Origin of the sequence: Nocardioides sp. TF02-7 (genome assembly GCF_022437945.1) — a bacterium.
In the GTDB taxonomy this organism is placed as follows: Bacteria; Actinomycetota; Actinomycetes; order Propionibacteriales; family Nocardioidaceae; genus Nocardioides.
The window spans coordinates 1079277-1103702 of sequence record NZ_CP092535.1 but is presented as its reverse complement, the minus strand read 5'-3'; the positions used below and the strand labels follow the sequence as shown (position 1 = coordinate 1103702).

Annotated in this window: 25 protein-coding genes and 4 pseudogenes; 22 read left to right on the top strand and 7 right to left on the bottom strand. The window is 76.0% G+C overall.

Annotated features, from left to right (window positions below; translation table 11 throughout):
- The first annotated feature begins 81 nt into the window (after positions 1-81).
- From MF408_RS25000 to MF408_RS05610, 4 genes are all read left to right on the top strand, one after another.
- Positions 82-213 carry a hypothetical protein gene (locus MF408_RS25000; protein ID WP_275693358.1) on the top strand — a complete coding sequence of 44 codons (132 nt, stop codon included), beginning with the start codon at positions 82-84 and terminating at the stop codon, positions 211-213.
- Complete coding sequence (locus MF408_RS05620; RefSeq protein WP_345893913.1) at positions 210-944, top strand: SDR family oxidoreductase; 735 nt, start codon at positions 210-212, stop codon at positions 942-944. The genes MF408_RS25000 and MF408_RS05620 overlap by 4 nt, the downstream gene beginning before the upstream one ends.
- Before the next feature lie 155 nt (positions 945-1099).
- Positions 1100-1780 (top strand): methyltransferase, encoded by a 681-nt coding sequence (locus MF408_RS05615; protein ID WP_240250593.1) that lies wholly within the window; start codon positions 1100-1102, stop codon positions 1778-1780.
- A complete protein-coding gene (locus MF408_RS05610; protein ID WP_240250592.1) occupies positions 1777-2274 on the top strand; it encodes a DUF6328 family protein in 498 nt (165 codons plus the stop codon). Before MF408_RS05615 ends, MF408_RS05610 begins: the two co-directional genes overlap by 4 nt.
- 130 nt (positions 2275-2404) lie before the next feature.
- On the opposite strand, the gene MF408_RS05605 is transcribed toward MF408_RS05610, so the two are convergent.
- Positions 2405-2869, bottom strand: a complete 465-nt coding sequence (locus MF408_RS05605) for a hypothetical protein (RefSeq protein WP_240250591.1) — start codon at positions 2867-2869, stop codon at positions 2405-2407.
- A 181-nt stretch (positions 2870-3050) separates the two neighbouring features.
- On the opposite strand from MF408_RS05605, the gene MF408_RS05600 reads away from it, so the two are divergent.
- On the top strand, positions 3051-3794 hold the full coding sequence (locus MF408_RS05600) for an SDR family oxidoreductase (RefSeq protein ID WP_240250590.1): 744 nt from the start codon (positions 3051-3053) through the stop codon (positions 3792-3794).
- On the opposite strand, the gene MF408_RS05595 is transcribed toward MF408_RS05600, so the two are convergent.
- Positions 3757-4782 carry a glycosyltransferase gene (locus MF408_RS05595; RefSeq protein ID WP_240250589.1) on the bottom strand — a complete coding sequence of 342 codons (1026 nt, stop codon included), beginning with the start codon at positions 4780-4782 and terminating at the stop codon, positions 3757-3759. The genes MF408_RS05600 and MF408_RS05595 overlap by 38 nt on opposite strands.
- Positions 4779-6128, bottom strand: coding sequence for a nucleotide sugar dehydrogenase (locus MF408_RS05590; protein ID WP_240250588.1), 1350 nt, complete (start codon positions 6126-6128; stop codon positions 4779-4781). The genes MF408_RS05595 and MF408_RS05590 overlap by 4 nt, the downstream gene beginning before the upstream one ends.
- Positions 6129-6581: 453 nt before the next feature.
- On the opposite strand from MF408_RS05590, the gene MF408_RS05585 reads away from it, so the two are divergent.
- The 6 genes and pseudogenes from MF408_RS05585 (at position 6582) to MF408_RS05560 (ending at position 12389) form a co-directional block, all read left to right on the top strand.
- Entirely contained in the window at positions 6582-7916 is a 1335-nt protein-coding gene (locus MF408_RS05585) for a carbamoyltransferase C-terminal domain-containing protein (RefSeq protein WP_240250587.1), read from the top strand.
- 171 nt (positions 7917-8087) lie between these two features.
- Positions 8088-9218 (top strand): HAD-IIIA family hydrolase, encoded by a 1131-nt coding sequence (locus tag MF408_RS05580; RefSeq protein ID WP_240250586.1) that lies wholly within the window; start codon positions 8088-8090, stop codon positions 9216-9218.
- Positions 9219-9258: 40 nt separating this feature from the next.
- Positions 9259-9462, top strand: a complete 204-nt coding sequence (locus MF408_RS05575) for an HAD hydrolase-like protein (RefSeq protein ID WP_240250585.1) — start codon at positions 9259-9261, stop codon at positions 9460-9462.
- Positions 9463-9582: 120 nt separating this feature from the next.
- Positions 9583-10501 (top strand): annotated as a pseudogene (locus tag MF408_RS05570) (glycosyltransferase family 9 protein).
- Positions 10498-11763 carry a glycosyltransferase gene (locus MF408_RS05565; protein ID WP_240250583.1) on the top strand — a complete coding sequence of 422 codons (1266 nt, stop codon included), beginning with the start codon at positions 10498-10500 and terminating at the stop codon, positions 11761-11763. The pseudogene MF408_RS05570 and the gene MF408_RS05565 overlap by 4 nt, the downstream one beginning before the upstream one ends.
- Positions 11760-12389 (top strand): SIS domain-containing protein, encoded by a 630-nt coding sequence (locus tag MF408_RS05560; protein WP_240250582.1) that lies wholly within the window; start codon positions 11760-11762, stop codon positions 12387-12389. Before MF408_RS05565 ends, MF408_RS05560 begins: the two co-directional genes overlap by 4 nt.
- Here MF408_RS05560 and MF408_RS05555 read toward each other — a convergent pair.
- Positions 12284-12889, bottom strand: coding sequence for a hypothetical protein (locus MF408_RS05555; protein WP_240250581.1), 606 nt, complete (start codon positions 12887-12889; stop codon positions 12284-12286). The two genes, MF408_RS05560 and MF408_RS05555, sit on opposite strands and share 106 nt — an antisense overlap.
- A gap of 103 nt (positions 12890-12992) precedes the next feature.
- On the opposite strand from MF408_RS05555, the gene rfaE2 reads away from it, so the two are divergent.
- Together rfaE2 and MF408_RS05545 are read left to right on the top strand one after the other, a co-directional pair.
- Positions 12993-13784, top strand: a complete 792-nt coding sequence (rfaE2, locus tag MF408_RS05550) for a D-glycero-beta-D-manno-heptose 1-phosphate adenylyltransferase (protein ID WP_240250580.1) — start codon at positions 12993-12995, stop codon at positions 13782-13784.
- A gap of 5 nt (positions 13785-13789) precedes the next feature.
- Positions 13790-14845, top strand: a complete 1056-nt coding sequence (locus MF408_RS05545) for a glycosyltransferase family 9 protein (protein WP_240250579.1) — start codon at positions 13790-13792, stop codon at positions 14843-14845.
- 59 nt (positions 14846-14904) lie between these two features.
- On the opposite strand, the pseudogene MF408_RS05540 reads toward MF408_RS05545, so the two are convergent.
- The 3 genes and pseudogenes from MF408_RS05540 to MF408_RS05530 form a co-directional block, all read right to left on the bottom strand.
- A pseudogene (locus tag MF408_RS05540) lies at positions 14905-15759 on the bottom strand (NAD-dependent epimerase/dehydratase family protein); the annotation flags it as partial.
- Between the two features lie 43 nt (positions 15760-15802).
- Positions 15803-16726 carry a hypothetical protein gene (locus tag MF408_RS05535; RefSeq protein ID WP_240250578.1) on the bottom strand — a complete coding sequence of 308 codons (924 nt, stop codon included), beginning with the start codon at positions 16724-16726 and terminating at the stop codon, positions 15803-15805.
- 274 nt (positions 16727-17000) lie between these two features.
- Positions 17001-17162, bottom strand: a pseudogene (locus MF408_RS05530) (phospholipid carrier-dependent glycosyltransferase); the annotation flags it as partial.
- 1093 nt (positions 17163-18255) lie between these two features.
- Between MF408_RS05530 and rsmI the strand changes: the two are divergent.
- The 9 genes and pseudogenes from rsmI (at position 18256) to MF408_RS05480 (ending at position 24380) form a co-directional block, all read left to right on the top strand.
- A complete protein-coding gene (gene rsmI / locus MF408_RS05525; RefSeq protein ID WP_240250577.1) occupies positions 18256-19116 on the top strand; it encodes a 16S rRNA (cytidine(1402)-2'-O)-methyltransferase in 861 nt (286 codons plus the stop codon).
- A pseudogene (locus MF408_RS05520) lies at positions 19109-19579 on the top strand (alpha/beta fold hydrolase); the annotation flags it as partial. The gene rsmI and the pseudogene MF408_RS05520, both read left to right, overlap by 8 nt.
- A gap of 139 nt (positions 19580-19718) precedes the next feature.
- The gene (locus MF408_RS05515) at positions 19719-19946 is read left to right on the top strand and encodes an alpha/beta hydrolase (RefSeq protein ID WP_240250576.1); all 228 of its coding nucleotides are present in this window, start codon (positions 19719-19721) and stop codon (positions 19944-19946) included.
- Positions 19936-20787 carry a TatD family hydrolase gene (locus MF408_RS05510; protein ID WP_240250575.1) on the top strand — a complete coding sequence of 284 codons (852 nt, stop codon included), beginning with the start codon at positions 19936-19938 and terminating at the stop codon, positions 20785-20787. The genes MF408_RS05515 and MF408_RS05510 overlap by 11 nt, the downstream gene beginning before the upstream one ends.
- Positions 20788-21271: 484 nt before the next feature.
- Positions 21272-21778: a ubiquitin-like domain-containing protein gene (locus MF408_RS05505; RefSeq protein ID WP_240250574.1), complete on the top strand. Its 507-nt coding sequence runs from the start codon at positions 21272-21274 to the stop codon at positions 21776-21778.
- The gene (locus tag MF408_RS24995) at positions 21723-22229 is read left to right on the top strand and encodes a resuscitation-promoting factor (protein WP_275693357.1); all 507 of its coding nucleotides are present in this window, start codon (positions 21723-21725) and stop codon (positions 22227-22229) included. The genes MF408_RS05505 and MF408_RS24995 overlap by 56 nt, the downstream gene beginning before the upstream one ends.
- A 111-nt stretch (positions 22230-22340) precedes the next feature.
- Positions 22341-22874, top strand: coding sequence for an N-acetyltransferase (locus MF408_RS05490; protein ID WP_240250573.1), 534 nt, complete (start codon positions 22341-22343; stop codon positions 22872-22874).
- Positions 22875-22938: 64 nt separating this feature from the next.
- Complete coding sequence (rsmA, locus tag MF408_RS05485; protein WP_240250572.1) at positions 22939-23841, top strand: 16S rRNA (adenine(1518)-N(6)/adenine(1519)-N(6))-dimethyltransferase RsmA; 903 nt, start codon at positions 22939-22941, stop codon at positions 23839-23841.
- Positions 23838-24380, top strand: a complete 543-nt coding sequence (locus MF408_RS05480) for a hypothetical protein (RefSeq protein WP_240250571.1) — start codon at positions 23838-23840, stop codon at positions 24378-24380. Before rsmA ends, MF408_RS05480 begins: the two co-directional genes overlap by 4 nt.
- Positions 24381-24426 lie beyond the last annotated feature (46 nt).

Below are 24426 nucleotides of genomic sequence, written 5' to 3'. Positions count from 1 at the left end.
GCTCGGCAGTGCCCGGGAAGTACCCGTCGTGCTGCGCCCGATCCCGGGGTGAACGACCGGACGTGGGGTACCGCGCTCGTCATGAGCGACACCGAGTTCCCCGCCCAGCAGCAGGAGCCGCCCGGCCTGACCGGCGAGATGCGGCCGCAACCGGACCACGGTGAGGGAGAGCTACGTCGGCCACGGCCGGTTGGAGGGCAAGGTCGCCCCTGATCACCGGCGGCGACTCCGGGATCGGACGGGCGGTCGCGATCGCGTACGCCCGCGAGGGCGCCGACGTCGCCTTCACCTACCAGCCGGAGGAGAAGGAGGACGCCGACGCCACCACCGCGCTGGTCCAGGACGCCGGCCGCGCCGCGCTGCCGCTCGAGCTCGACCTGCGCGAGCGGTCGGCGTGCGACGAGGCGGTCCGTCGGACGGTGGACGAGCTCGGCGGCCTCGACGTGCTGGTCAACAACGCCGGCTACCAGATGGCGCGCCAGCACAGCATCGAGGAGCTCGACGACGAGCGGATCGACCGGACCTTCAAGACCAACCTCTACGCCCTCGTGTGGCTGTGCCGGGCGGCGGCGCCGCACCTGCGCGAGCGCACCGGCTGCATCATCAACAACACGTCGATCCAGGCCTACGAGCCGTCCTCGACGCTGCTCGACTACGCCGCCACCAAGGCCGCGATCAACAACTTCACCGTCAACCTGGCCGCCCAGCTCGGCGCCGACGGGATCCGGGTCAACGCGGTCGCGCCCGGACCGATCTGGACGCCGCTGCAGCCGGCGACGCAGGAGCCGGAGAAGGTCGAGCAGTTCGGGGCGAGCACCCCGCTCGGACGGGCCGGGCAGCCCGCCGAGGTGGCGCCCGCCTTCGTGTTCCTCGCCTCGCCCAGCGACGCGTCGTACGTCTCCGGGACGGTGCTGGGGGTGACGGGCGGCAAGCCGGTGTTCTGACGGGTGCGCAGGTGGCGCGCCGGGCCGCGCGACAGGCCGGGGACGTCATACGCCCCGTGGGCGATCGCCCTCGGCTCGTATGACGTCCCCCGTCCCGCACCGCCCCGCCCCCGTGCTCGCGGATGAGCGAGTCGGCGCGTGGGTACCGGCGAGCCATGACAGCCGTGGACACGACGACCGAGACCATCGAGTTCAGCGGCCTGCCGATCGACTGGGACCGGCGGGTGCTCCGGCCGCGCGGATGGACGGCCGCCCAGAGCCGGTGGGTCGCCGAGCTCGCCGAGGACACGCCTCCCGGGCCGATCCTCGAGCTGTGCTGCGGCGCGGGACACATCGGGCTGCTCGCCGCGTCTCTCACCGGCCGCGAGCTGGTCCAGGTCGACCGCGACCCGGTCGCCACCGACTACGCCCGCCGCAACGCGGCGACCGCCGGCGTCGCCACCGACGTCCGGACCGCCAGCGTCGTCGGTGCGCTGCGCCCCGACGAGGTGTTCCCCCTCGTCGTCGTCGACCCGCCGTGGGTGCCGTCGACCGAGGTCGGGGACTTCCCCGAGGACCCGGTCGGTGCGATCGACGGCGGTGCTGACGGCACCGACCAGATCGCGCTCAACCTCGGCGTCGCGCTCCGCCACCTCCACCCGGCCGGCCACGTGGTGCTGCAGGTCGGCACCGACGAGCAGGTGGCCGTCGTGCGCTCGGTGGTCGAGGGCCTCGGCAGCACGCAGGAGGCCCGGCACGAGGTCCTCGACGTGCGCGACTGCCGTCCCGGCGGGCTGCTCGTCCACATCGGGCGGGTCCGCGACACCCGGGAAGGCGGGCAGCGGGCGCCACGATGAGCGCCCAGGCCGACGCCGGGCTCGGCACCCACGGCCGGCCGCCGTCGCAGATCACCCGCAACTGGAACGAGCTGCTCCAGGAGCTCCGGGTGGTGCAGACCGGTGTGCAGATCCTCACCGGCTTCCTGCTCACCGTGCCGTTCAGCGACCGGTTCGAGGACCTGGTCGAGCGGCAGCGCATCATCTACCTGTGCGTCCTCGTCGGCGCCGTGCTGACGACCTGCCTGATCGTCGCCCCCGTGGCCTTCCACCGGGTGCTGTTCCGCCAACGGCAGCGGCCGTGGCTGGTGGCGGCCGCCAACGTGTGTGCCCGGGTCGGGCTCGCCGGCCTCGGCCTGGTCTCCGCCGGCGTCGTGCTGCTGGTCTTCGACATCGTCGTCGGGCCCACCGCCGGCGTGGTCGCGTCCGCGCTCGTCCTCGTCGCCTTCGTCACGCTGTGGCTGATGGTGCCCCTGGTCGCGACCGGGCGGCGCGGGGACGAGAGCGAGGACTGACGGGACTGTGATTAACTCGGTGTTCGGTCTGCTTCCCGGGTGTTCTGACCGGTCCCAGCACCCGAGGTAGTGCACCGAACACTGAGTTACATCGCTCGCGCCGGCCCGGCCGAGGTCTGCGCGTGCGCGCTCAGGCCGGGCAGTGCTCGGCGAGGAAGAACCCGAACGGCGCCTCGTCCGCCCCGGCGTGGTCGTGGCCGTCGTCGGCAGCATGGCCACCGGCCGGTACGTCGGCCGGTTCCGACGGCACGACGCTCGGGGTGAACGACGGGTCGGCGGAGGCGCGCAGGTCGTCGAGGACGGCGGTCAGCTCGGTGCGGCCGGCCTCGGCCAGGCTCTCGGGGTAGCCCATCGACCGGAGCCGCTCGACCAGTGTCAGCAGCGTGGCCGCGTCGTCGGCGCTCTGCGTGGCGACGTACTGCGCCTGCACCTGGACGGTGGCTCGCCAGGTGGCGCACCACTCCTCGTCCGGAACCGTCGCAGCCGGCGCCGACGACTCCGACGACTCCGACGACGCGGACGGCTCCGGCGCCGCGTCGGAGCCGTCGTCGGCCGCCCGGCTCAGGCCGAGGGCGACCAGCAGGACGACGACCACGACACCGAGCCCGACCGCCGCGCGCGGCGCCCCGCTCCGTGCATCGGCTCCTCCTGGTGTCCGGCCGCTCCGCAGCCTAGTGGCCGGCAATCGCGGGGCGGGCGCGGCCGGCCGGGCCGCCACCCCCGCATCCGAGCCGGTGTACCGGGTACCGCCCCGCCACCGACGACAGGAGGACCGGATGGGTGAGGAACTGACCGGCCGCGTCGCCCTCGTGACCGGGGGTGGCAGCGGGCTCGGCCGCGCGACCTGCCTGCGCTTCGCGCGCGGCGGCGCGCACGTGCTGGTGGCCGACATCGACGAGGGCTCGGCCGGGCGGACCGCCGAGCTGGCGGCCGACGCCGGCGGGTCGGCGGAGCCGGTGGCCCTCGACGTCGCCGACAGCGCCGCCGTCGACGAGGCGTTCCGGGCGGCGTTCGAGACCCATGGCGAGCGCTTCGACTGCCTGGTCAACAACGCCGGCACCGACCGCGGCGCCGACCTGGTCGACATCGACGACGAGCGGTGGCACCAGGTGTTCGGCGTCAACGTGCACGGACCGATGCACACCGGCCGCGCGTTCGTCCGCGGCCGGCTCGCCCTCGGCCGCGCCGACCTGCTGGCCGACGTCGTCAACGTGGTCTCGATCAGCGCCCTGACCGTCGGCGCCGGCGCGGGCGCCTACAACGCGTCGAAGGCGGCGCTCGGCAAGCTCACCGAGGTCATGCAGACCGAGGCACGCGAGCACGGCTGGCCGGTGCGGGTCTCGGCCATCCACCCGGCGGCGATGAACACGCCGATGATGGAGCAGTGGTCGCTGCCGCAGGAGCGGATGATGGACCCCGACATCGTCGCGCGGCTGATCGAGGTGGCGGTCACGATGCCGCCCGAGACGGTGCTGCAGAACGTCATCCCGACGCTGCGGAACGAGTACTTCCCGCGCTGACCCCAGTGGCGTCGGCGCCGGTGACCCCGGTGACCGACCCGATCACCGCCTCCCAGTCGGCGAGGAACCGCTCGAGGCCGTAGCGCGACCGGGCGTGGTCGCGCGCGACGCGGCCGGTGGCGCGGGCCAGGCCCGGGTCGGCCAGGAACCGGTCGACCGCCCGGGCCAGGTCGTCCGGGCGGGTCGCGAGCACGCCGGTGCCGGGCGGCACCGCGGCGTGCGCCTCGGTGCTCGCGACGGCGACGACGGGCATCCCGAGCATCATCGCCTCGATGAGCGACAGCCCCAGCGACGTCCAGCGGGCCGTGTGCAGGTAGACCCGCCTGCGAGCCAGCTCGACGTGGAGCCGGCTCTGCGGCAGGTCCTCGTACGTCGCGATCGCGCCGTCGGCGCTGCGCAGCTCCTCCACCCCCATGCCGAACAGGTCGACGCCGCGCGGCCGCGCCAGCCGCAGCAGCAGGTCGGTGCCGACCGTGCGACCCCGGCGCACCGGCTCGTTGACGACGACGGCCGCCCGGGCGACCTCGCCGGTGTAGCGGTGGCCGGGGTCGATCACGCCATGCTCGACCACCGTCGTCGGCGCCCGGCCGTTGTCCCAGATCAGCTCGTTGAACCCGGTGACGTGCACGATCGGGATCGCGTCCTGGTCGACCATCGGGTGCCGCGAGTCGGGCACGCCGCCGGGGGCGTCGGCGAGCGGCGTGTTGTGCTCGAGGTAGACCGCCGGGACGTCGCGCCCCGGCCGGCGGCGCAGCCACTGCTCGGCGAGCGCGAGCTCGTGCGGCCGCTGCAGCACGACCAGGTCGACGTGCTCGTCGGCGAGCCGCTCGGGCGGCACCTCGACGGCGGTGTGCGGCCAGGTCCAGGTGCGCGCCCGGCCGAGCCCGTCGGGGCCGCGGTCGGGGGTGACCGGCAGCAGGTACTCGTGCGGGCCCTGCACGAAGGCGGTGGTCCACGAGCCGTGGACGTGCCAGATCAGGATCCTCATGCCGTGGCCACGCTCCGGTGGTCCGCGGGCAGCGTCGCTGCGTCGACGCCGGGCGCCCAGTGCTGCCAGCCGGCCTGCTGCCACCGCTCCCGATCGAGCGCCCGGCGGGCGTCGATCACCCGCGGGAACCGGACCCGCCGCCGCAACCGGGCGGGGTCGAGGTCGGCGTACTCCGGCCACGGCGTCAGCACGAGCACCAGCTCGGCGTCGGTGCAGGCTTCGGCCGCGGTGGCGACGAGCTGCCACGGCCGGTCGGACGGTACGTCGTGCGCGGCCGGGTCGTGGACGAGCACGGTCGCCCCGGCGCCGGCCAACCGGCCGGCCACGTCGACCGCGGGCGACTCGCGCAGGTCGTCGGAGCCGGCCTTGAACGCCGCGCCGAGGACGGCGATCCGACGCCCGCGGACGTCGCCGCCGAGCAGGTCGGTCGCGAGTGCGACCGTGCGGCTGCGCTGGTGGTCGTTGACCCGGTCGACCTGGCGGAGGAAGTCGGCGGCGACGGCGAGCCCGGCGTCCTGCGCCGAGGCGGTGAGCCCGCGCAGGTCCTTGGGCAGGCAGCTGCCGCCGAAGCCGAGCCCGGGCTCGAGGTAGTCGCGCCCGATCCGAGGGTCGCCGCCGAGCACCTCGACCAGTCCGTCGACGTCGGCGCCGGCCTGCTCGCAGAGCTCGGCGAGGACGTTGACCATGGAGATCCGGGTCGCGAGCATCGCGTTGGCCGACACCTTGGCGAGCTCGGCGGTGGCGAGGTCGGTGGTCACGAACGGGACGTCGCGGTCGAGCCACGGTCGGTAGACCTCGCGCAGGGACACCAGGTCGGCGGCGTCCTCGGTCCCGACGACGATCCGGTGCGGGTCGACGGAGTCGGCGACGGCGTGGCCCTCGCGGAGGAATTCCGGGTTCCACGCCACCGACACCTCCGGCCCGGCCGGCGCCGACCGCTGCACGCGGTCGCGGACCTCGCGGGCGGTGCCCGCCGGCACGGTGGACCGGCCGACGAGCAGGCAGGGTCGGCGGAGGAGCGGGGCCAGGTCGTCGACCAGGCCCCAGAGCGCGGAGAGGTCGAGGCGCCCCGGCGGGTCGGTCGTCTCCGGCGTGCCGACGCAGAGGAAGTGCACGTCGGCGCCCGCGGCCTCGTGCAGGTCGGTGGTGAAGCACAGCCGCCCGGCGTCGATGCCGGCGCGCAGGAGGTCGTCGAGGCCGTCCTCGCGGAACGGCGCCCGACCGGCCGCCAGCGAGGCGACCTTCCGCGGGTCGCAGTCGACCGCGACGACGTCGTACCCCTCGCGCGCGAGACAGGCGGCGTGCGTCGCCCCCAGGTAGCCGGTCCCGAGCACGGAGATCCTCATGGGTCGTGCGGTGCCCATCGGCGGGGGGTCCAACCCGGCGCGCGGAGAACCGTTTGTGGAAGCGCTGGTGGGTACCGCTTCTCCCTACGTGGGGCTGACGACGCGCCGACCGGACATGCGTTCGACCAGGAGGAGACGTGCGGGTACTCGGGATCAACGCGCTGTTCCACGACCCGGCTGCCGCGCTCGTCGTCGACGGCCGCACGGTCGCGGCCGCGGAGGAGGAGCGGTTCTCGCGGCGCAAGCACGGCCACCCCCAACCTGCCGTTCGCGGCCTGGGAGCTGCCGTTCCTGGCCGCGCCCTGGTGCCTCGAGGAGGCGGGCCTCGAGCCCGGCGACCTCGACGCGGTCACCTACTCCTTCGACCCCGCGCTCGCCCGGCCCGCGGACGAGCTCGGCCTCGACGACCCCTGGGACGAGCTGCGGCAGCGCTATGCCCGGCACGCCCCGACGATGATCGCGGACGCGCTCCCGGGGCTCGACCCCGAGCGGGTGCGGTTCGTCCCCCACCACGTGGCCCACGCCGGGTCCGCCGCGCTCGCCGCGCCGCACCCCGACAGCGACGTGCTCGTCCTCGACGGGCGAGGGGAGTGCCGCAGCCACCTCGCCGGCCGCTACGAGGGCGGCCGGCTCACCGTCCACGCCGGCCAGGCGCTGCCGCACTCGCTGGGCCTGTTCTACGAGGAGCTCACGGCGCACCTCGGGTTCCAGCGATCCAGCGACGAGTACAAGGTGATGGCGCTGGCGTCGTACGGCGAGCCTCGGTTCCTCCGCGAGCTGCGGGCGAGCGTGGGGATCACGCCGGACGGCGGCTTCCGTGCCGGGCCGGTCGACTGGTCGGCGCTGACGAAGCCCCGGCCCGCCGACCAGGAGTGGACGCCCGACCAGACGGAGTGGGCCGACCTCGCCGCCTCCGCCCAGGCCTGCCTCGAGGAGACCCTGCTCGAGCTCGCGCGCTGGCTGCGCGAGCGCACGGGCGGCGACCGGCTGGCCCTGGCCGGCGGGGTCGCGCTCAACTGCGTGGCCAACACCCGGCTCCACGAGGAGTCCGGCTACGACGAGGTGTGGGTCCAGCCCGCCGCCGGCGACGCGGGCACCGCCCTCGGCTCGGCGCTGCACCACGCGGCGGAGTGCGGCCACCCGGTCGAGCCCATGCCGGGCGCCGCGCTCGGCCGCGGGTGGAGCGCCGAGCAGGTCCGGGCCACGCTCGACGTCGCCGGGCTGCCCTACGAGGAGCCCGCCGACGTCGCGGAGGCGGTCGCCGAGCACCTCGCCGCGGACGGGATCGTCGGGTGGTTCCAGGGTCGCAGCGAGTACGGGCCGCGGGCCCTCGGGCAGCGGTCGCTGCTCGCGCACCCCGGCCACCTGCGCAACCTCGAGCGCCTCAACGACGTCAAGGGCCGCGAGCAGTTCCGCCCGGTCGCGCCGATGGTGCGGCTGGAGCGGGCGACCGCGATCTTCGGCCGCGGGCCGGTGCCGTCGCCGTACATGCTCTTCGTCCACGACGTGGCGCCGGAGTGGCGCGACCGGATCCCGGCCGTCGTGCACGTCGACGGCACCGCCCGGATCCAGACCGTGGCCGAGGACGAGCACCCGCTGACGGCGCGGATGCTGGCGGCGTTCGAGCGCCGCACCGGGCTCCCGGTCGTCGTCAACACCAGCTTCAACACCGCCGGCCGGCCGATGGTCGACACCCCCAGGGACGCCCTCGAGTGCTTCGGCGCGTCGCCGATCACCATGCTCGCGATCGGGCCGTACGTCGTCCGGCGGCCCGGGTGGCGCCCGTGACCGGCGACGTCACGATCGTCATCCCCACCGTGGGGCGTCCGTCGCTCCACGCCCTGCTCCGCGCCCTCGCGCACCAGGAGCACCGGGTCGACGCCCCGGTGCTCGTGGTCGACGACCGACCCGGCGCCGGGCCGCCGCTGCACGTCGCCGACCTCGACCCCCGGCGGCGGGATGGTGCTGGAGGTGCTGCGCAGCGGGGGCGGCGGCCCCGCCCGGGCCCGCAACGTCGGCTGGCGGCACGCCCGGACCCGGTGGGTCGCGTTCCTCGACGACGACGTGCTGCCGGAGAGCGACTGGTACCAGCTGCTGCTGACCGACCTCACCATCGCCGAGTCGGAGGGGCAGGTCGGTTCCCAGGGCCGGATCGTCGTGCCGCTGCCGGCGGACCGGCGCCCGACCGACGACGAGCGGGTGACGATCGGCCTGGTCGGGGCGGCATGGATCACCGCCGACATGGCCTACCGCAGGGACGCGCTGGCCGCGGTCGGCGGGTTCGACGAGCGCTTCACCAGGGCCTTCCGGGAGGACTCCGACATCGCGCTCCGCCTGGGGGCCGACCGCGGCACCGTGCGCACGGGGGTCCGGCAGACGGCGCACCCGCTGCGCCCGGACCCCGGGACCTGGTCGAGCGTGCGGCAGCAGGCCGGGAACGCCGACGACCGGCTGATGCGGCGGCTGCACGGCCCGGACTGGCGGGCGCGCGCCCGGGCGCCGCTCGGCCGGCTGCCGCGGCACGCGCTGGTCACGGCCGCGGGGCTCGCGGGCCTCGGCGGCGTGCTCGCACGGCGGCCCGCGCTCGCCGGCGCCGGCGTGGCCGGGTGGCTGCTCGGCACCGGCGAGCTCGCGTGGGCGCGGATCGCTCCCGGACCGCGCACCGCGCGGGAGGTCCGGCGGATGGTCGTCACCAGTGCGGCGATCCCACCTGTCGCGGTCTGGCACTCGCTGCGCGGGCTGGTCCGGCACCGGACCGCCGGGCCCTGGCGCGGGCTGCCCGACGCGGTGCTGTTCGACCGCGACGGCACCCTGGTCCACGACGTCCCCTACAACGGCGACCCGGCGCTGGTGCGACCGACCGAGCACGCCCGCGACGTGCTCGACCGGTTGCGCGCCGCCGGCGTCCGGGTCGGGGTGGTGACCAACCAGTCGGCGATCGGCACCGGCCGGCTCGAGCCGGAGCAGGTCGCGGCAGTCAACCGCCGGGTCGAGGAGCTGCTCGGCCCGTTCGACGGGATCTACGTCTGCCCGCACGCCCCGGACGCCGGCTGCGCCTGCCGCAAGCCGGCGCCGGGGCTGGTCAAGTAGCGCCTGCCGCGAGCTCGGCGTCAGCGTCGAGCGCACGGTCGTGGTCGGTGACATCGGCTCCGACGTCGAGGCCGCCCGCGGCGCCGGCGCCACCGGCGTGCTGGTGCCGACGCCGCAGACCCGCCCGGAGGAGGTGGCGGCGGCCGACCGGGTCGCCCCCCGACCTCGCGGCCGCGGTCTCGGGGGATCCTCGGGGGGCGCTGGTGACCCACCGCCTCGCCGTCCGGCTCGACAACATCGGTGACCTCCTCGTCACCGGTCCCGCGCTGCGCGCCCTGCGCGCGACGAGCGACCGGCTGACACTGCTCTGCGGCCCGCGCGGCCGGGCCGTGGCACCGCTGCTGCCCGGTATCGACGACGTCGTGTGCTGGCGCGCTCCCTGGATCGACCCGGAGCCCGACCCGGTGCGGCCGGGCGCTCTCGACGACCTGGTGGCCACCGTCGCCGCGCTCGGGATCGACGAGGCGGTCGTCTTCACGTCCTTCCACCAGTCGCCGCTGCCGACCGCCCTCGCCCTCCGGCTCGCGGGGTGCCGTGGATCGGGGCCGTCAGCGAGGACTACCCGGGATCGCTGCTCGACGTGCGACTCGCACCGGCGGGCGACGTCCCGGAGCCGGAGGCCGCGCTCCGCCTGGCGCGCGCCTGCGGGGGTGAGCTGCCGCCCGGCGACGACGGCGGCCTGCGGGTCGACCTGCCCGAGCAGGCGAGCGGCGACGACGCGGTGCCCGGTCCGGCGACCGGCCGGCCGCGGGTGGTGCTCCACCCCGGCACCTCGGTGCCGGCCCGGGCGTGGCCGGCCGACCACTTCCGGGCAGCGGCCGCCCTCCTCGCCGAGGAGGGCTACGACGTCGTGGTCACCGGCGCCCCCCGACGAGGCGGGGCTGACCGCCCACGTCGCGGGCGGGACCGCCGCCGTCCGCGACTTGGGTGGCCGGACCGACCTGGTGGGACTGGCGGCCGTGCTCCGCGACGCCGACGCGGTCGTGGTCGGCAACACCGGTCCCGCCCACCTGGCTGCCGCGGTCGGGACGCCGGTCGTCTCCCTCTTCGCGCCGACCGTCCCGGCCGCGCGCTGGGCGCCGTACGGCGTCCCGGTCGAGCTGCTCGGCGACGCCTGGGCGCCGTGCCGCGCGACCCGCGCGACGGTGTGCCCGGTCCCGGGCCACCCCTGTCTCGCCTCGGTCACCCCGGCCGAGGTGGTCCGCGCCGTCGGGCGCATCCGGCGAGGCGCCGCCGCTCCGGTCGCCTCCGGGGTCCTGGAAGGTGGTGCTGCAGCACGATGAGGATCGCTCTCGTCTCCGAACACGCGAACCCGCTCGCCACGCTCGGTGGCGAGGACGCGGGTGGGCAGAACGTCCACGTCGCCCACCTCGCCGCCGGGCTGGCCCGACGGGGCCACGACGTCGTCGTGCACACGCGCCGCGACAGCGACGACCAGCCCGACCAGGTGCGCACCGACGCGGGCTACCTCGTCGACCACGTGCCGGCGGGGCCGCCGGTCCCCGTGCCGAAGGACGAGCTGCCGCCGTTCCTCGACGAGCTCGCGGCGGGGCTGGCCCGCCGCTGGGCGCGGGACCCGGTCGACCTGGTGCACGCCCACTTCTGGATGAGCGGGGTCGCGTCGACGGCGGCGGTCCGCCAGCTGGCGGCGCCGGTGCCGGTCCTGCAGACGTTCCACGCGCTCGGGGTCGTGAAGCGCCGCCACCAGGGCGAGGACGACACCAGCCCGCCGGAGCGGATCGCCTGCGAGAAGCGGCTGCTGCGGGAGGTCGACCACGTGATCGCGACCTGCAGCGACGAGGTGCGCGAGCTCCGGGCGCTCGGCCTGCGCTCGGGCGGCTCGAGCGTGATCCCGTGCGGTGTCGACGTCGCCCGCTGCCGGCCCGGGGCTGGGGCCGACACGAACGGCGGGCCCGAGGGGAACGGCGAGGCCGACGGGAGGGTGCCGCCGCGGCGCCGGCAGCACCGGGTCCTGTGCATCGGCCGGTTGGTCCCGCGCAAGGGGTTCGAGACGGTCCTGCGGGCGCTCCCGCAGCTGCCCGACACCGAGCTGCTCGTCGTCGGCGGGCCGCCGGGCCAGGCCGTCGAGGGCGACCCGGAGGCGCGGCGGCTGCGCTGCCTGGCGGAGTCGCTGGGGGTCGCCGACCGGGTCCGCCTCCTCGGCGGGATCGCCGGCGCCGCCGTGCCGGCGTACCTCGCGGGCAGCGACGTGCTGGTGACCGGCGCCTGGTACGAGCCGTTCGGCATCGTGCCCGTCGAGGCGATGGCCTGCGGCGTGCCGGTGGTGGCGACCGACGTCGGCGGGCACCGGGACACGGTCGTGCCGGGCGTCACCGGCGAGCTGGTGCCGCCGCACGACGTCGACGCTACCGCCCGGGCCGTGCGCGGGCTGCTCGCCGACCCCGGACGGCGGCACGCGTACGGCGCCGCCGGCCGGCGTCGCGCCGAGGAGCTCTACGACTGGTCGACGATCGTCGAGCGCACCGAGCTCGTCTACCGAGCCGCCGTCGGGGCGGCCGACCGCAAGCAGGAGGTGAGGTCATGACCCTCGAGATGTCCCCGCAGGCCGGCGTGCGCCGCCCGACCCTGTGCGACCACGACCACCTGGCCAGCCTGCGCGACGCGCTCCCGGCCTTCACCCGTTGCGTCGACCTGGTCGACGACTGGGGGACGAGGCTGGCGCCGCGCCTGCAGAACGGGGCGCGGCTGCTCGCCGCCGGCAACGGCGGCAGTGCCGCCCAGGCCCAGCACCTGACCGCCGAGCTGGTCGGCCGCTACCGCAACGACCGGGCACCGATGTCGGCGATCTGCCTCAGCGCCGAGACGTCGAGCCTCACGGCGATCTGCAACGACTACGACCCCGCCGAGCTGTTCGCCCGGCAGGTGGAGGCGCACGCGCGCCCCGGCGACGTGCTGGTGCTGCTCTCGACGAGCGGACGCAGCCCCAACCTGGTCGAGGCCGCCCGACGCGGCCACGGCGCCGGTGCCACCGTGTGGTCGCTGACCGGACCGGCGCCGAACCCGCTGGCCGAGCACTCCGACGAGTACTGCGCGGTCGACGCCGCCTACCCCGCGACCGTCCAGGAGCTGCACCTGGTCGCCGTCCACGTCCTCTGCGCCGCCGTCGACCGCTGGCTCGGTGCGGTGCCGATGGACGGGGAGGCGCCGTGACCAGCAGCCCGCTGGTGGTGGTGGGCGACCTGCTGCTCGACGCCGACGTCGTCGGCACCGCGAGCCGGCTCGCGCCCGACGCGCCGGTGCCGGTCGTCGACGTGGACCAGGAGGTGCTGCGCCCCGGCGGCGCCGGGCTCGCGGCCGCGCTCGCCGCCCGCACCGGTGACCGCGAGGTGGTGCTCGTGGCGCCGGTCGCCGGCGACTCCGACGGGGAGCGGCTCGCCGACCTGGTGCGGGAGGCGGGGGTGCGGCTCGTCGCCGTCCCCCGAACCGGCCGCACCGTCGTCAAGCGGCGGGTCCGGGTGCAGGGCCGGTCGCTGCTCCGGCTCGACGAGGGCGGACCGGGCCGGGTGGACGACCTGCCTCCTCCGGCCCGGGACGTCCTCGCCGACGCCGGCGCGGTGCTCGTCTCCGACTACGGCACCGGCGCGACCGCGAGCCCCGCGGTGCGCGGCGCGCTCGCCGCGGTGCGCGCTCCCGTCGTGTGGGACCCCCACCCCCGTGGCGCCGCCCCCGTCGCCGGCGCCGCCCTGGTCACGCCCAACGAGGCCGAGGCCCGGGCGCTCGGCGACGGGCTGGTCGACGCCGCCGCCGCCGACGGTGGCCGTGCCGAGCGGGCCGGTCTCGCCGCCCTCGCCGCCCCTGGGCGCCGCGCTCGTCGACCACTGGAGCGCCCGCGCGGTCAGCGTCACCCTCGGCCGCCGCGGCGCCCTGCTCAGCCGCGGCGACGAGCCGCCGGTCGTCGTACCGCCCGCGCTGACCGCCGCCGACGGCGACCCCTGCGGCGCCGGCGACTGCTTCGCCGCCACCGCCGCCCTCGCCCTCGCCGGCGGCGCCGTCGTCCCGGAGGCCGTCGAGGCCGCCGTGCACGCCGCCGCCCGTTTCGTGCACGCCGGCGGCGCCTCCGCGCTCGAGCCGGCGGCCGGGTACGCCGACACCGCGGGCTCCGTCGTCGACCGGGTGCGCGCCGCCGGGGGCACGGTCGTCGCGACCGGCGGCTGCTTCGACCTGCTGCACGCCGGCCACGTGGAGACCCTGCGCGCGGCCCGCTCGCTCGGCGACTGCCTGGTCGTGCTGCTCAACTCCGACGACTCGGTGCGCCGGCTGAAGGGGCCCGAGCGGCCGATCGTGCCGCAGGCCGACCGGGCCCGCGTGCTCGAGGCGCTCGACCCCGTCGACGCCGTCGTGGTGTTCGACGAGCAGACGCCGGTGGAGGCGATCCGCCGGCTGCGGCCGGACGTGTGGGCCAAGGGCGGCGACTACTCCGTGCAGCAGCTGCCCGAGGCCGAGGTGCTCGCCGAGTGGGGTGGCCAGACCGTCGTCCTGCCCTACCTCGACGGCCGCTCGACGACCCGGCTGGTCGCGGAGGCCCGCGCCGCCGCGCGGGGGTAGCGACCGTGCCCACCGCCGTCGCGCTCCGCGCCCTGGGGCTCGGTGACCTGCTCGCCGGCGTGCCCGCGCTGCGCGCGCTGCGGCGGGGCCTGCCCGACCACGAGGTCGTCCTCGCGATGCCGGCCGGCCTGGCACCCCTGGCCGAGCTCGCCGGCGTGTGCGACCGGGTCGTCCCCACCGTCGGGCTCGAGGGCGTGCCCTGGACCGGACCGCCACCCGACGTCGCCGTCGACCTGCACGGCAACGGACCGGCCAGCAAGGCGCCGCTGCTCGCCCTGCGGCCGGGGCGACTGGTCGCGTTCGCCGGGCCCGGGCCGGACGGCGAGCCGGTGGCAGGCCCGGAGTGGCGCGCCGACGAGCACGAGCGGCACCGCTGGTGCCGCCTCCTCGAGGAGGGCCTCGGGCTGCCGGCCTATCCCACCGACCTCCGGGTCGAGCCCCCTCCGGGCGCGCCGTGCCACCGCGGTCCGGGAGCGGTGCTCCTGCATCCCGGCGCGGCGTACGCCGGCCGCCGCTGGCCCGCGGAGCGTTTCGCCGCGGTGGCGGCGTGGGCCAGCGAGTTCGCGCCGGTGCTGATCACCGGCTCCGAGGACGAGCGGCCCCTCGCCGAGGAGGTGCGCCGGCTCGCGGGGCTGCCGGACCTCGCCGTGCTGGCCGGCCGCACCGACCCGCTGCGGCTGGCCGGGCTGGTGGCCGGAGCCCGGCTCGTCGTGTGCGGCGACACCGGCGTGGCGCACCTGGCGTCGGCGTTCGGCACGCCGTCGGTGGTGCTGTTCGGCCCGATCCCGCCGGCGTGGTGGGGCCCGCCGGAGGACGGGCCTCACCTCGCGCTCTGGCACGGCCGGCCGGGGGAGCGGGGCGACCCGCACGGGGCGGAGCCGGACGAGCGGCTGCTGCGGATCACCCCGGAGGAGGTGGTCGCCGCGGCGGTCAGCCTGCTCGGGCGGCCCCAGCTGCTTCCCGGGACGCCTCCTGGGACGCGAGCCAGTGCATCGTCTGCCGCAGCCCGTCCCGCAGCGGCGTCCGCGGCTCCCAGCCGAGGAGCTGCCGGGCGCGGGTGAGGTCGGGGCGCCGGAGGACCGGGTCGTCCTTCGGCAGGTCGACGTAGACGATCGGGGGAGGAGGAGCCGGTCAGCTCCCTGATCAGCTCCGCCAGGTCGATGATCCGCCACTCGTCCTCGCTGCCGATGTTGACCGGGCCGGCCTCCCCGGAGGCGAGCAGGCGGAGCAGGCCGACGGTGGTGTCGCCGGCCCAGCACAGCGACCGGGTCTGCGTGCCGTCACCCGCGACCGTCATCGGCGCACCGGTCAGCGCCTGGTGCAGCAGCGTCGAGACCACCCGCCCGTCGGCGGCCGCCATCCGCGGCCCGTAGGTGTTGAAGATCCGCGCGATCGCGGTGTCGGTGCCGCGCTGCTCGCGGTGCGCCACCGTCAGCGCCTCGCCGAACCGCTTCGCCTCGTCGTAGCAGCTGCGCGGACCGACCGGGTCGACCCGGCCGCGGTAGGTCTCCGGCTGCGGATGCACCTCCGGGTCGCCGTACACCTCCGACGTCGAGGCGAGGAGGAAGCGGGCGCCCTCCCGCTCCGCCAGGTCGAGGGCGTTGCGGGTGCCGGTCGAGCCGACCGCCAGCGTCTCCAGCGCCAGCCGGCGGTAGTGCACCGGCGAGGCCGGCGACGCCAGGTGGAGCACGTGGTCGAGCGGCCCCTCGGCAGGGATCCCGTCGGTCACGTCGGCCTCGACCAGCCGGAACCGCTCGTGGTCGCGGAGGTGCGCGACGTTGCCGGCGTCTCCGGTGACCATCGAGTCCACGCACTGCACGTGCGCCCCCGCCCGCACGAGGCGCTCGCACACCCAGGAGCCGAGGAACCCGGCGCCGCCGGTCACCAGCACCCGGGCGCCGTCGAAGGTGCGGAGGAACGTCTCGTCGGTCGGGGCGTCGACGGGGGAGCCGGTCGTGGAGTCGGTGCCGTCCATGGCCGGGCGGTACCCCGACGGTGGGCCGGGGAACCGCGACCGGTCAAACCCAGCGTGCGAACCAGATCCGGTCGAGCCACTCCGCGTTGGTCAGCAGGCCGTTCGTCCAGATCGGCCAGAACCACGCGTAGTTGACCAAGGTGAGCACGAGGAACGCGCCGCCGACGACCACCCCGGCCGTACGACGGGCCGACGGGGCCCGCGACGGCCCGATCAGGTGGCCGATCGCGAGGGTGAGCGCGATGACGACGAACGGCAGGATCGCAACCGCGTAGAACAGGAAGATCGGCCGGTCGTCGTACTGCAGCCACGGCAGCCAGGTCGACAGTGCGCCGACCACCGCGACGCCGTACCTCCAGTCCCGCGCGCCGAGCCACAGCGCCACCGCCAGCAGCAGCGCCAGGCACCCGCCCCACCAGATCGTCGGGGTGCCGATCAGCAGCACCTGCCGGATGCAGTCGCTGCCCTCGGCGGCGTCGCAGCCGGGTGCGCTCGGCGGGATGTCGTTGGTGACGGCCACGCCGACCGGCCGGTTGAGGACCAGCCAGCCGAGCGGCTTGGACTGGTAGGTGTGCTCGGAGCAGTTCAGGAAGTGGGTGTGGAACGTGTAGACGTCCTGGTGGTAGTACCAGAGCGATCGCAGCGACTGCCACGCCTCGCCGATCCCGTCGGCGTCCGGCTCGGTCGCCGTCGGCCAGCGCCGGTCGGCGTCGAGGCCGGTCGGCACGAAGCTGTCGTCGTCCTCGGCGCAGTGGCCCTCGCCGGTGAACTGGCGGTACTGCGTGGAGCTCAGGTGCTCCTCGTACTCGCCCGCGTGCGCGAGCCAGCCGCCCCAGGTCGCGACGTAGACCAGCCCGGCGACGACGACGAGGTGCACGAACGCCGGCACGCCGTCGAGCACCGCGGACTTGAGGACGGGCCACCGCACGCCGAAGCTGCGCCGCGCGCCGGCCGACCACAGCCACACCAGCAGCCCGAACGCCGCGAGCGGGTAGGCCGCGGCCCACTTGGTGCCGATCGCGAGGCCGAAGCTGACGCCGCCGGCGAGGAGCCAGGGCCGGAGGAGGGACGCGCGGAGCGGGCCCCAGCGCCAGCCGGGGGTGGGCGTCGGCGCGTCCGGATCGGCCGACTGCGCCGCGGCCGCCCGGCGAGGCCAGCCGGCGGCGGAAGTGGTCGCGGTCGGCGACCACGCAGTGGACGCCGCAGAGCAGGAAGAACGCCAGGAAGATGTCGAGCAGCGCGAGCCGCGAGAGCACGAAGTGGAGGCCGTCGAGCATCAGGAGCAGGCCGCCGACGCAGCCGAGCAGCGTCGAACCGGTCATCCGCCGCAGCAGCCGGCACATCACCAGCACCATCAGCGCCCCGACCACCGCCGACGCCACCCGCCAGCCGAACGGCTCCATGCCGAACGCCCTCTCGCCGAGCGCGATCAGCCACTTGCCGACGTCGGGGTGGACGGTCATCGACGGCTCGGTGCCCCACACGTCGAGCGTGTGCCCGGCCAGGATGTCGTCGTCGATCTCGGTCTCGGGGTCGCCGTCGGCATCGGCGAGGTAGGACCGCGCGTAACCGTTGTTGAGCAGCGACCACGCGTCCTTCGCGTAGTAGGTCTCGTCGAACGCGAACCGGTCCGGGTTGCCCAGGTGGTGGATCCGGAGGCCGAACGCGAGCAGCGTCACGCCGAGCGGCGCCAGCCACCCCACCAGCCGCTCGCTGCGGCGCAGCCCGGCGAGCGCGCCCCGGGCCCGGTCGAGCGCGAGCGGGACGGGCCCGCCGTACGCCGTCCGGGACAGGCCGGTCCAGCGCGGCCGGGTCTCCACGGCCACCGGCCCCGTCCCCTCGTCCGATGCCGACTCCTCCCCGCCCGGCGGCTCCTTCTCGCCCGGCGGCTTCTCCCCGCCCGGCGGCTCCTGCCCGCCTGGCGGCTTCTCCCCCGCCCGGCGGCTCCTGCCCGCCCGGCGGCTCCTTCCCGGCCTCCTCCGCGTCGGGCGGGTGCTCGTCGGTCGCGGTCACGAGCCTGAACTCTACGGCCGCCCCCCACGCCGACCCGGCGCATCTCCGCACGCAGGAGGGCTCGACCCGGCGCGTCTCCGCACGCTGAAGGGCTCGACCCGGCGCGTCTCCGCACGCTGAAGGGCTCGACCCGGCGCATCTCCGCACGCAGAAGGGCCCGACCCGGCGCGTTCCGGCGCGCTGAAGGGCTCGACCCGGCGCGTTTCCGCACGCTGAAGGGCTCGACCCGGCGCGTTCCGGCGCGCAGAAGGGCTCGACCCGGCGCGTCTCCGCACAGCCGTCTGCAGATTGGAGCCGGGTCGGCGGGTTTGGCGTGCGGGTTTGGGCCGGGTCGGCGGGATTTAGGTGCGGGTTTGGGCCGGGTCGGCGAGTTTGAGATGCGGGTTTGGGCCGGGTCGGCGGGTTTGAGGTGCGGGGATGGGCCGGGTCGGCGGGTTCGCGGTGCGGAGATGGGCCGGGTCGGCGGCCTGACATGATCGGCGCGTGACCTCCAGCGGCGTGCTCGTGCTCGCGGCGACACCGATCGGCCGGGTCGCCGACGCCCCGCCGCGGCTCGCGGAGGAGCTCGCCGGTGCCGACGTGGTGGCGGCCGAGGACACCCGGCGGCTGCGCCGGCTGGCGGCCGACCTCGGGGTCGAGGTGGGGGGCCGGGTGGTGTCGTACTTCGAGGGCAACGAGACCGGCCGGACGCCCCAGCTGGTCGAGGCGCTCCAGGCCGGCGAGCGGGTCGTGCTGGTGACCGACGCGGGCATGCCGTCGGTGTCCGACCCGGGCTACCGGCTGGTCGTCGCCGCGGTCGAGGCCGGCATCCACGTGACCGCGGTGCCCGGCCCGAGCGCCGTCCTCACCGCGCTCGCGGTGTCGGGGCTGCCGGTCGACCGGTTCTGCTTCGAGGGCTTCCTGCCCCGCAAGGCCGGCGAGCGGTCGCGGCGGCTGGCCGAGCTCGCCGCCGAGCCTCGGACGATGGTGTTCTTCGAGGCGCCGCACCGCACCGGCGCGACCCTCGCCGCGATGGCGGACGCGTGGGGCGACGACCGCCCCGCGGTGGTGTGCCGCGAGCTCACGAAGACCTACGAGGAGGTACGCCGTGGCGCGCTCGCCGAGCTGGCCCGGTGGGCCGCCGAGGGCGTGCGCGGAGAGGTGACGATCGTGGTGGCCGGGGCGGCGCCGGCGGCGGCCGTCGACACCGACCCCGCGAGCCTGCGCGCCGCGGTCGCGGCGCTCGAGCGCGACGGGTTGCGGCGCAAGGACGCGATCGCGGGGGTCGCCCGGCAGGCGGGCCTGCCGAAGCGGGAGGTCTACCAGGTGGTGCACGTCGAGCGGGAGGCGGACGACGATGACTGACCGGATCACGCGGGTGGAGCGCGACGGCCTGACGTTCGACGTGCGCGACGAGGGACCGCTCGACGGCGAGCCGGTGGTGCTGCTCCACGGCTTCCCGGAGCGGGCGACCGCGTGGCGGCGGGTGGTGCCGCTGCTCACCGACGCCGGCTGCCGGACGTTGGCGGTCGACCAGCGGGGCTACAGCCCGGGCGCGCGGCCACGCCGGCGCCGCGACTACCGCCTCAGCGAGCTGGTCGACGACGTCGTCGCCGTGGTCGACCGGCTGCCCGACCACACCGCCCACGTCGTCGGGCACGACTGGGGCGCCGTCGTCGGCTGGCTGCTCGCCGCCGGAGCACCCGAGCGGGTCCGCTCGCTGACCGCCGTCTCGGTGCCCCACCCGGGTGCGTTCGCCGCGTCGCTGGTGCGCTCGCCGCAGGTCCTCCGGTCGTGGTACATGGGCTTCTTCCAGCTCCCGTTCGTGCCCGAGAAGGCGGCTGCGAGCCCCCTCTGGGAGCGGTCGCTGCGGCGCAGCGGCATGACCGACGACGACGTCGCCCGGTTCCGCCGCGAGATGGTCAGAGACGACGCGCTGCGCGGCGGCCCTGAACTGGTACCGCGCGATGCCGTTCCCCGACCCCCGCGCGACGCCGCGCAAGGTGACGGTGCCGACCACGATGGTGTGGAGCGACGGCGACGCGTTCGTCGGTCCGTGGCCGGTCCGCCGCACCGAGGAGTGGGTGGACGCGCCCTACCGCCTCGTCACCCTCGACGGCGTCTCGCACTGGATCCCCACCCACGCCCCGGAGGCGCTGGCCGCCGCGGTCCTGGAGCGCGTCCGTGGCCGCTGACGCCCGACCCGGCGACCTGCCGCCCGTCCCGGAGCCGCTGCCGCACCCGGTCGTCGACAACCACTGCCACCTCGACATCGGCCGCGGCGGCGAGCCCTGGGACCCCCGCGCGGCCATCGACGCCGCCGCCGGTGTCGGCGTACGACGCATCGTGCAGATCGGCTGCGACCTGCCGGGCGCGCGGTGGGCGGTCGCCGCGGCCGCGGAGCACCCCGAGCTCGTCGCCGGCGTCGCGCTGCACCCCAACGAGGCACCCCGGCTGGCCGCCGCCGGCCTGCTCGACGAGGCGCTCGCCGAGATCGAGCGGCTCGCGCAGGCACACGACGGGGTGCGGGCGGTGGGGGAGACCGGCCTCGACCACTTCCGCACGGGCGAGGACGGCCGGGCGGTCCAGGTGGAGTCGTTCGCGTGGCACGTCGACCTCGCCAAGCGGCTGGGCAAGACCCTCGTCATCCACGACCGCGACGCACACCAGGACGTGCTCGACGTGCTCGACGCCGAGGGCACGCCCGAGCGGTGGGTGATGCACTGCTTCTCCGGCGACGCCGACTTCGCCCGCGCCTGCCTCGACCGCGGCGCCCACCTGTCCTTCGCCGGCACGGTCACGTTCAAGAACGCCGCCCCGCTGCGCGACGCGCTGCGCGTGACGCCCCGCGACCGGCTGCTCGTCGAGACCGACGCGCCCTACCTCACCCCGCACCCCCACCGCGGCCGCACCAACGCCTCCTACCTGGTGCCGCTCACGATGCGGCTGATGGCGGCCGAGCGCGGCGACGACCTCGGCGACCTGTGCGCGGCCGTCGACGCCAACACGGAGATCGCGTTCGGCGGCACCTGGTAGCGCACCGCTGGTGCCGGTGTGACCGGTGTGGTCCGACAGCGTGAATCGGCTCACGCCACCGCCGGGATCGGCGGCCCAGGAGTTGCATCCCACCCGGGTCTCTTGTTCTGGTGGAGGGACGAAGGCCGGGATCGGGACGGTCGCGACCGCCGTGCGTACGGCGGGGCCGTGGCCCGCGTGTGGCGCTGTGCGCGCCGCGCCTCCCGAGGCCCGGGACGTACGACGTTCGGAGAATCGTGCCGCTCGACGAGCACACCCCGCAGTCCCCCTCCACCACTCCCTCGCCCCTCCCCGAGGGCCAGAGCAGCCGCCCTCCTCGGCCGGGCCAGCCGCAGCCGGGTCGTCCTGGTGGCCACCGTCGCCGTGGTGCTCCTCGCGGTCACCGGCGCCACGTTCGGCTACCAGTCGATGCGCACCACCGTCACCCTCGCCGTCGACGGCGAGGAGCGGGAAGGTCACCGGGCTCGGCGACACCGTCGGCGAGGTGCTCGAGGCCGAGGGCATCGAGATCGGCGAGCACGACCTCGTGCAGCCCGCGCTCGACGCGGAGGTCGACGACGGCAGCCGGATCGCGGTGCGCTACGCCCGCCAGCTCGAGCTGACCGTCGACGGCCGGACGAGCACCCACTGGGTGACGGCGCTGTCGGTCGACGACGCCCTCGCGCAGGTCGGCGCCGTCCACCGCGACGCCCGGCTCTCCACCAGCCGCGGCACCGAGATCGACCGCGGCGGGCTGTCCCCTGGAGGTCGTCACCCCCAAGAAGCTGACCGTCACCCTGGCCGGCAAGAAGCCGCGCAAGGTCGAGGTGCCCGCCCTGACCGTCCGGCAGGCGCTCACCCAGCTCGACGTCGAGCTCGACCGCCACGACCGCACCACGCCGAAGCGCGGGGCGCGGATCACCGACGGCGACGAGATCGAGTACGTCGACATCGACGTGCGCACCAAGCGGGTGGAGGGCGAGGCCTTCCACGCCGACACGATCACCCGTGAGGACGACGCCTCCCCCGAGGGCACCGAGACCGTGGTGCGCGAGGGCCGCGCGGGCGCGCGCAACGCGACGTACCGGGTCGTCGTCCGCAACGGCGAGGTCGTCGAGCGCGAGCTCGTCCGCCACAAGGTGACCCGGGAGCCGGTCGCGGAGATCGTCGAGGTCGGCACCCAGGAGGAGCCGGAGCCGACCACCGATGTCGCCGGCGGCGGCACCGTCTGGGACGCCCTCGCGCAGTGCGAGTCCGGCGGCAACTGGGCGATCAACACCGGCAACGGCTACTACGGCGGCCTGCAGTTCTCGTTGTCGACGTGGCGCGCCTACGGCGGTCCGGGCTACCCGCACCAGCAGAGCCGCGAGACCCAGATCGCGATCGCCGAGAAGCTCCGCGCCGCCACCGGCGGCTACGGCTCCTGGCCGGCCTGCTCCGCCAGCCTGGGCCTGCCGCAGTAACTCACGAGGCGCCCGAAGAACCGGCAGTCACGACTCCGTGACTGCCGGTTCTGCGCGTCGACGCCGGGAAACCGGTTGACGCCGAGCGGCGGTGGGCCGGAGGGTGCCACCGTGCTGGTCCGTCGCGAGCAACCCGCCGACGTGGACGCGGTCCGGGCGGTCACGGCCGCCGCGTTCGACGGCGCGGCGCACAGCGCGCCGCCGGTCGAGCCGGGTGGCGAACCCGGTGAGGCGACGCTCCTGTCGTGGCTCCGCGACGACGCCGGCTGGATCCCCGCGCTGTCCCTGGTGGCGGTCGAGGACGACGCCGTCGTCGGCCACGTGGTCGCCACGCGCGCCCGCGTCGACGACCGGCCGGCGCTCGGTCTCGGGCCGCTCAGCGTGCTGCCGCACCGGCAGCGGACCGGCATCGGGTCGGCCCTGGTGCACGCGGTGCTGGGCGCGGCCGACGCGCTCGACGAGCCGCTGGTCGCGCTGCTCGGCGACCCGGCGTACTACGGCCGCTTCGGGTTCGCGCCCGCCCACACCGTCGGCGTCGTGGCACCGGACCCGGCGTGGGGCGACCACTTCCAGGTCCGGACCCTCAGCCGGTACGACGGCCGGCCCGGTCGCTTCCGCTACGCCGAGCCGTTCGACCGGCTCTGACCATCCTGGCCTTCGCGGGTCCCCTGCCCGCCGGTCCCTGGCGGCACGGATAGCCTCCTGGGACATGAGCACCCCGCCGTCGTCGCCGCGCCTGCTCGGGCCGGCGGAGGTGCGGTCGCTCGCGGCGCGGCTCGACCTGCGGCCGACCAAGCAGCGGGGGCAGAACTTCGTCATCGACGCCAACACGGTGCGCCGGATCGTGCGCGAGTCCGGGGTGACGGGTGCCGACGTGGTCGTCGAGGTCGGTCCCGGCCTGGGCTCGCTGACGCTGGCGCTGCTCGAGACGGGTGCGGAGGTGACGGCGATCGAGGTCGACCCGCTGCTCGCGGAGCAGCTGCCGGAGACGATCGCGACGCACGCCCCCGGGTGCGAGGACCGGGTCCGGGTGGTGCCCGCCGACGCGCTGCAGGTCGCCGAGCTCCCCGGCCCGCCGCCGACCGCGCTGGTGGCCAACCTCCCCTACAACGTGTCGGTGCCGGTCCTGCTGCACCTGCTCGCGCTGCTGCCGTCGCTGGAGCACGGACTGGTGATGGTGCAGGCCGAGGTCGCCGACCGGCTCGCCGCCGGGCCGGGTTCGCGGACCTACGGCGTGCCGTCGGTGAAGGCCGCCTGGTTCGCCGACGTACGCCGGGCGGGCGCGGTGGGCCGCAACGTCTTCTGGCCCGCCCCCAACGTCGACTCGGGACTGGTGGCGTGGACCCGCCGTGACCCGCCGACCAGCGCCGTGAGCCGCGAGCAGGTGTTCGCCGTGGTCGACGCGGCGTTCGCCCAGCGCCGCAAGGCCCTGCGCGGTGCGCTGCGCGGGCTCGCCGGCTCCGCGGAGGCGGCCGCGGCGGCGCTCGCCGGCGCCGGCGTCGACCCGATGGCGCGGGGGGAGTCGCTCGGCATCGACGCGTTCGTCCGCATCGCCGAGCAGCTCGAGTCCGGACGAGAAGGGCCCGAACGGATGGGGGAGGTGCCTCGATGAGCCTGCTGCCCGAGCTCGCGCCGCGCACGGTCACCGTGCGGGCGCCGGCCAAGGTCAACGTCTACCTCGGCGTCGGCCGGCTGCGACCCGACGGCTTCCACCCGCTGGAGACCGTCTACCAGGCGGTGTCGCTCTACGACGACGTCACCGTCGAGGACGCCGCGGCGTGGTCGGTGCGCACCGTCGGCGAGCCGCACGTCGACCTGGCCGCCGTGCCCGACGACGACACCAACATCGCGGTCCGCGCCGGCCGCGCCCTCGCCGCCCACCACGGCGTCGACCGCGCGGCCGCGATCACCGTGCACAAGGGGATCCCGGTCGCCGGCGGCATGGCCGGCGGCTCCGCCGACGCCGCCGCCACGCTGCTCGCCCTCGACCGCCTGTGGCAGCTCGACACGACCGACGACGAGCTGCTCGGCATCGCCGCGGACCTCGGCTCCGACGTGCCGTTCGCGCTCCTCGGCGGCACGGCGGCGGGCACCGGGCGGGGGAGGTCGTCGAGCCGCTCCCCGACAACGGCACGTGGTGGTGGGTCGTGATCTTCAACGAGGAGGGGCCTCTCGACGCCGAGCGTCTACGCGGCGT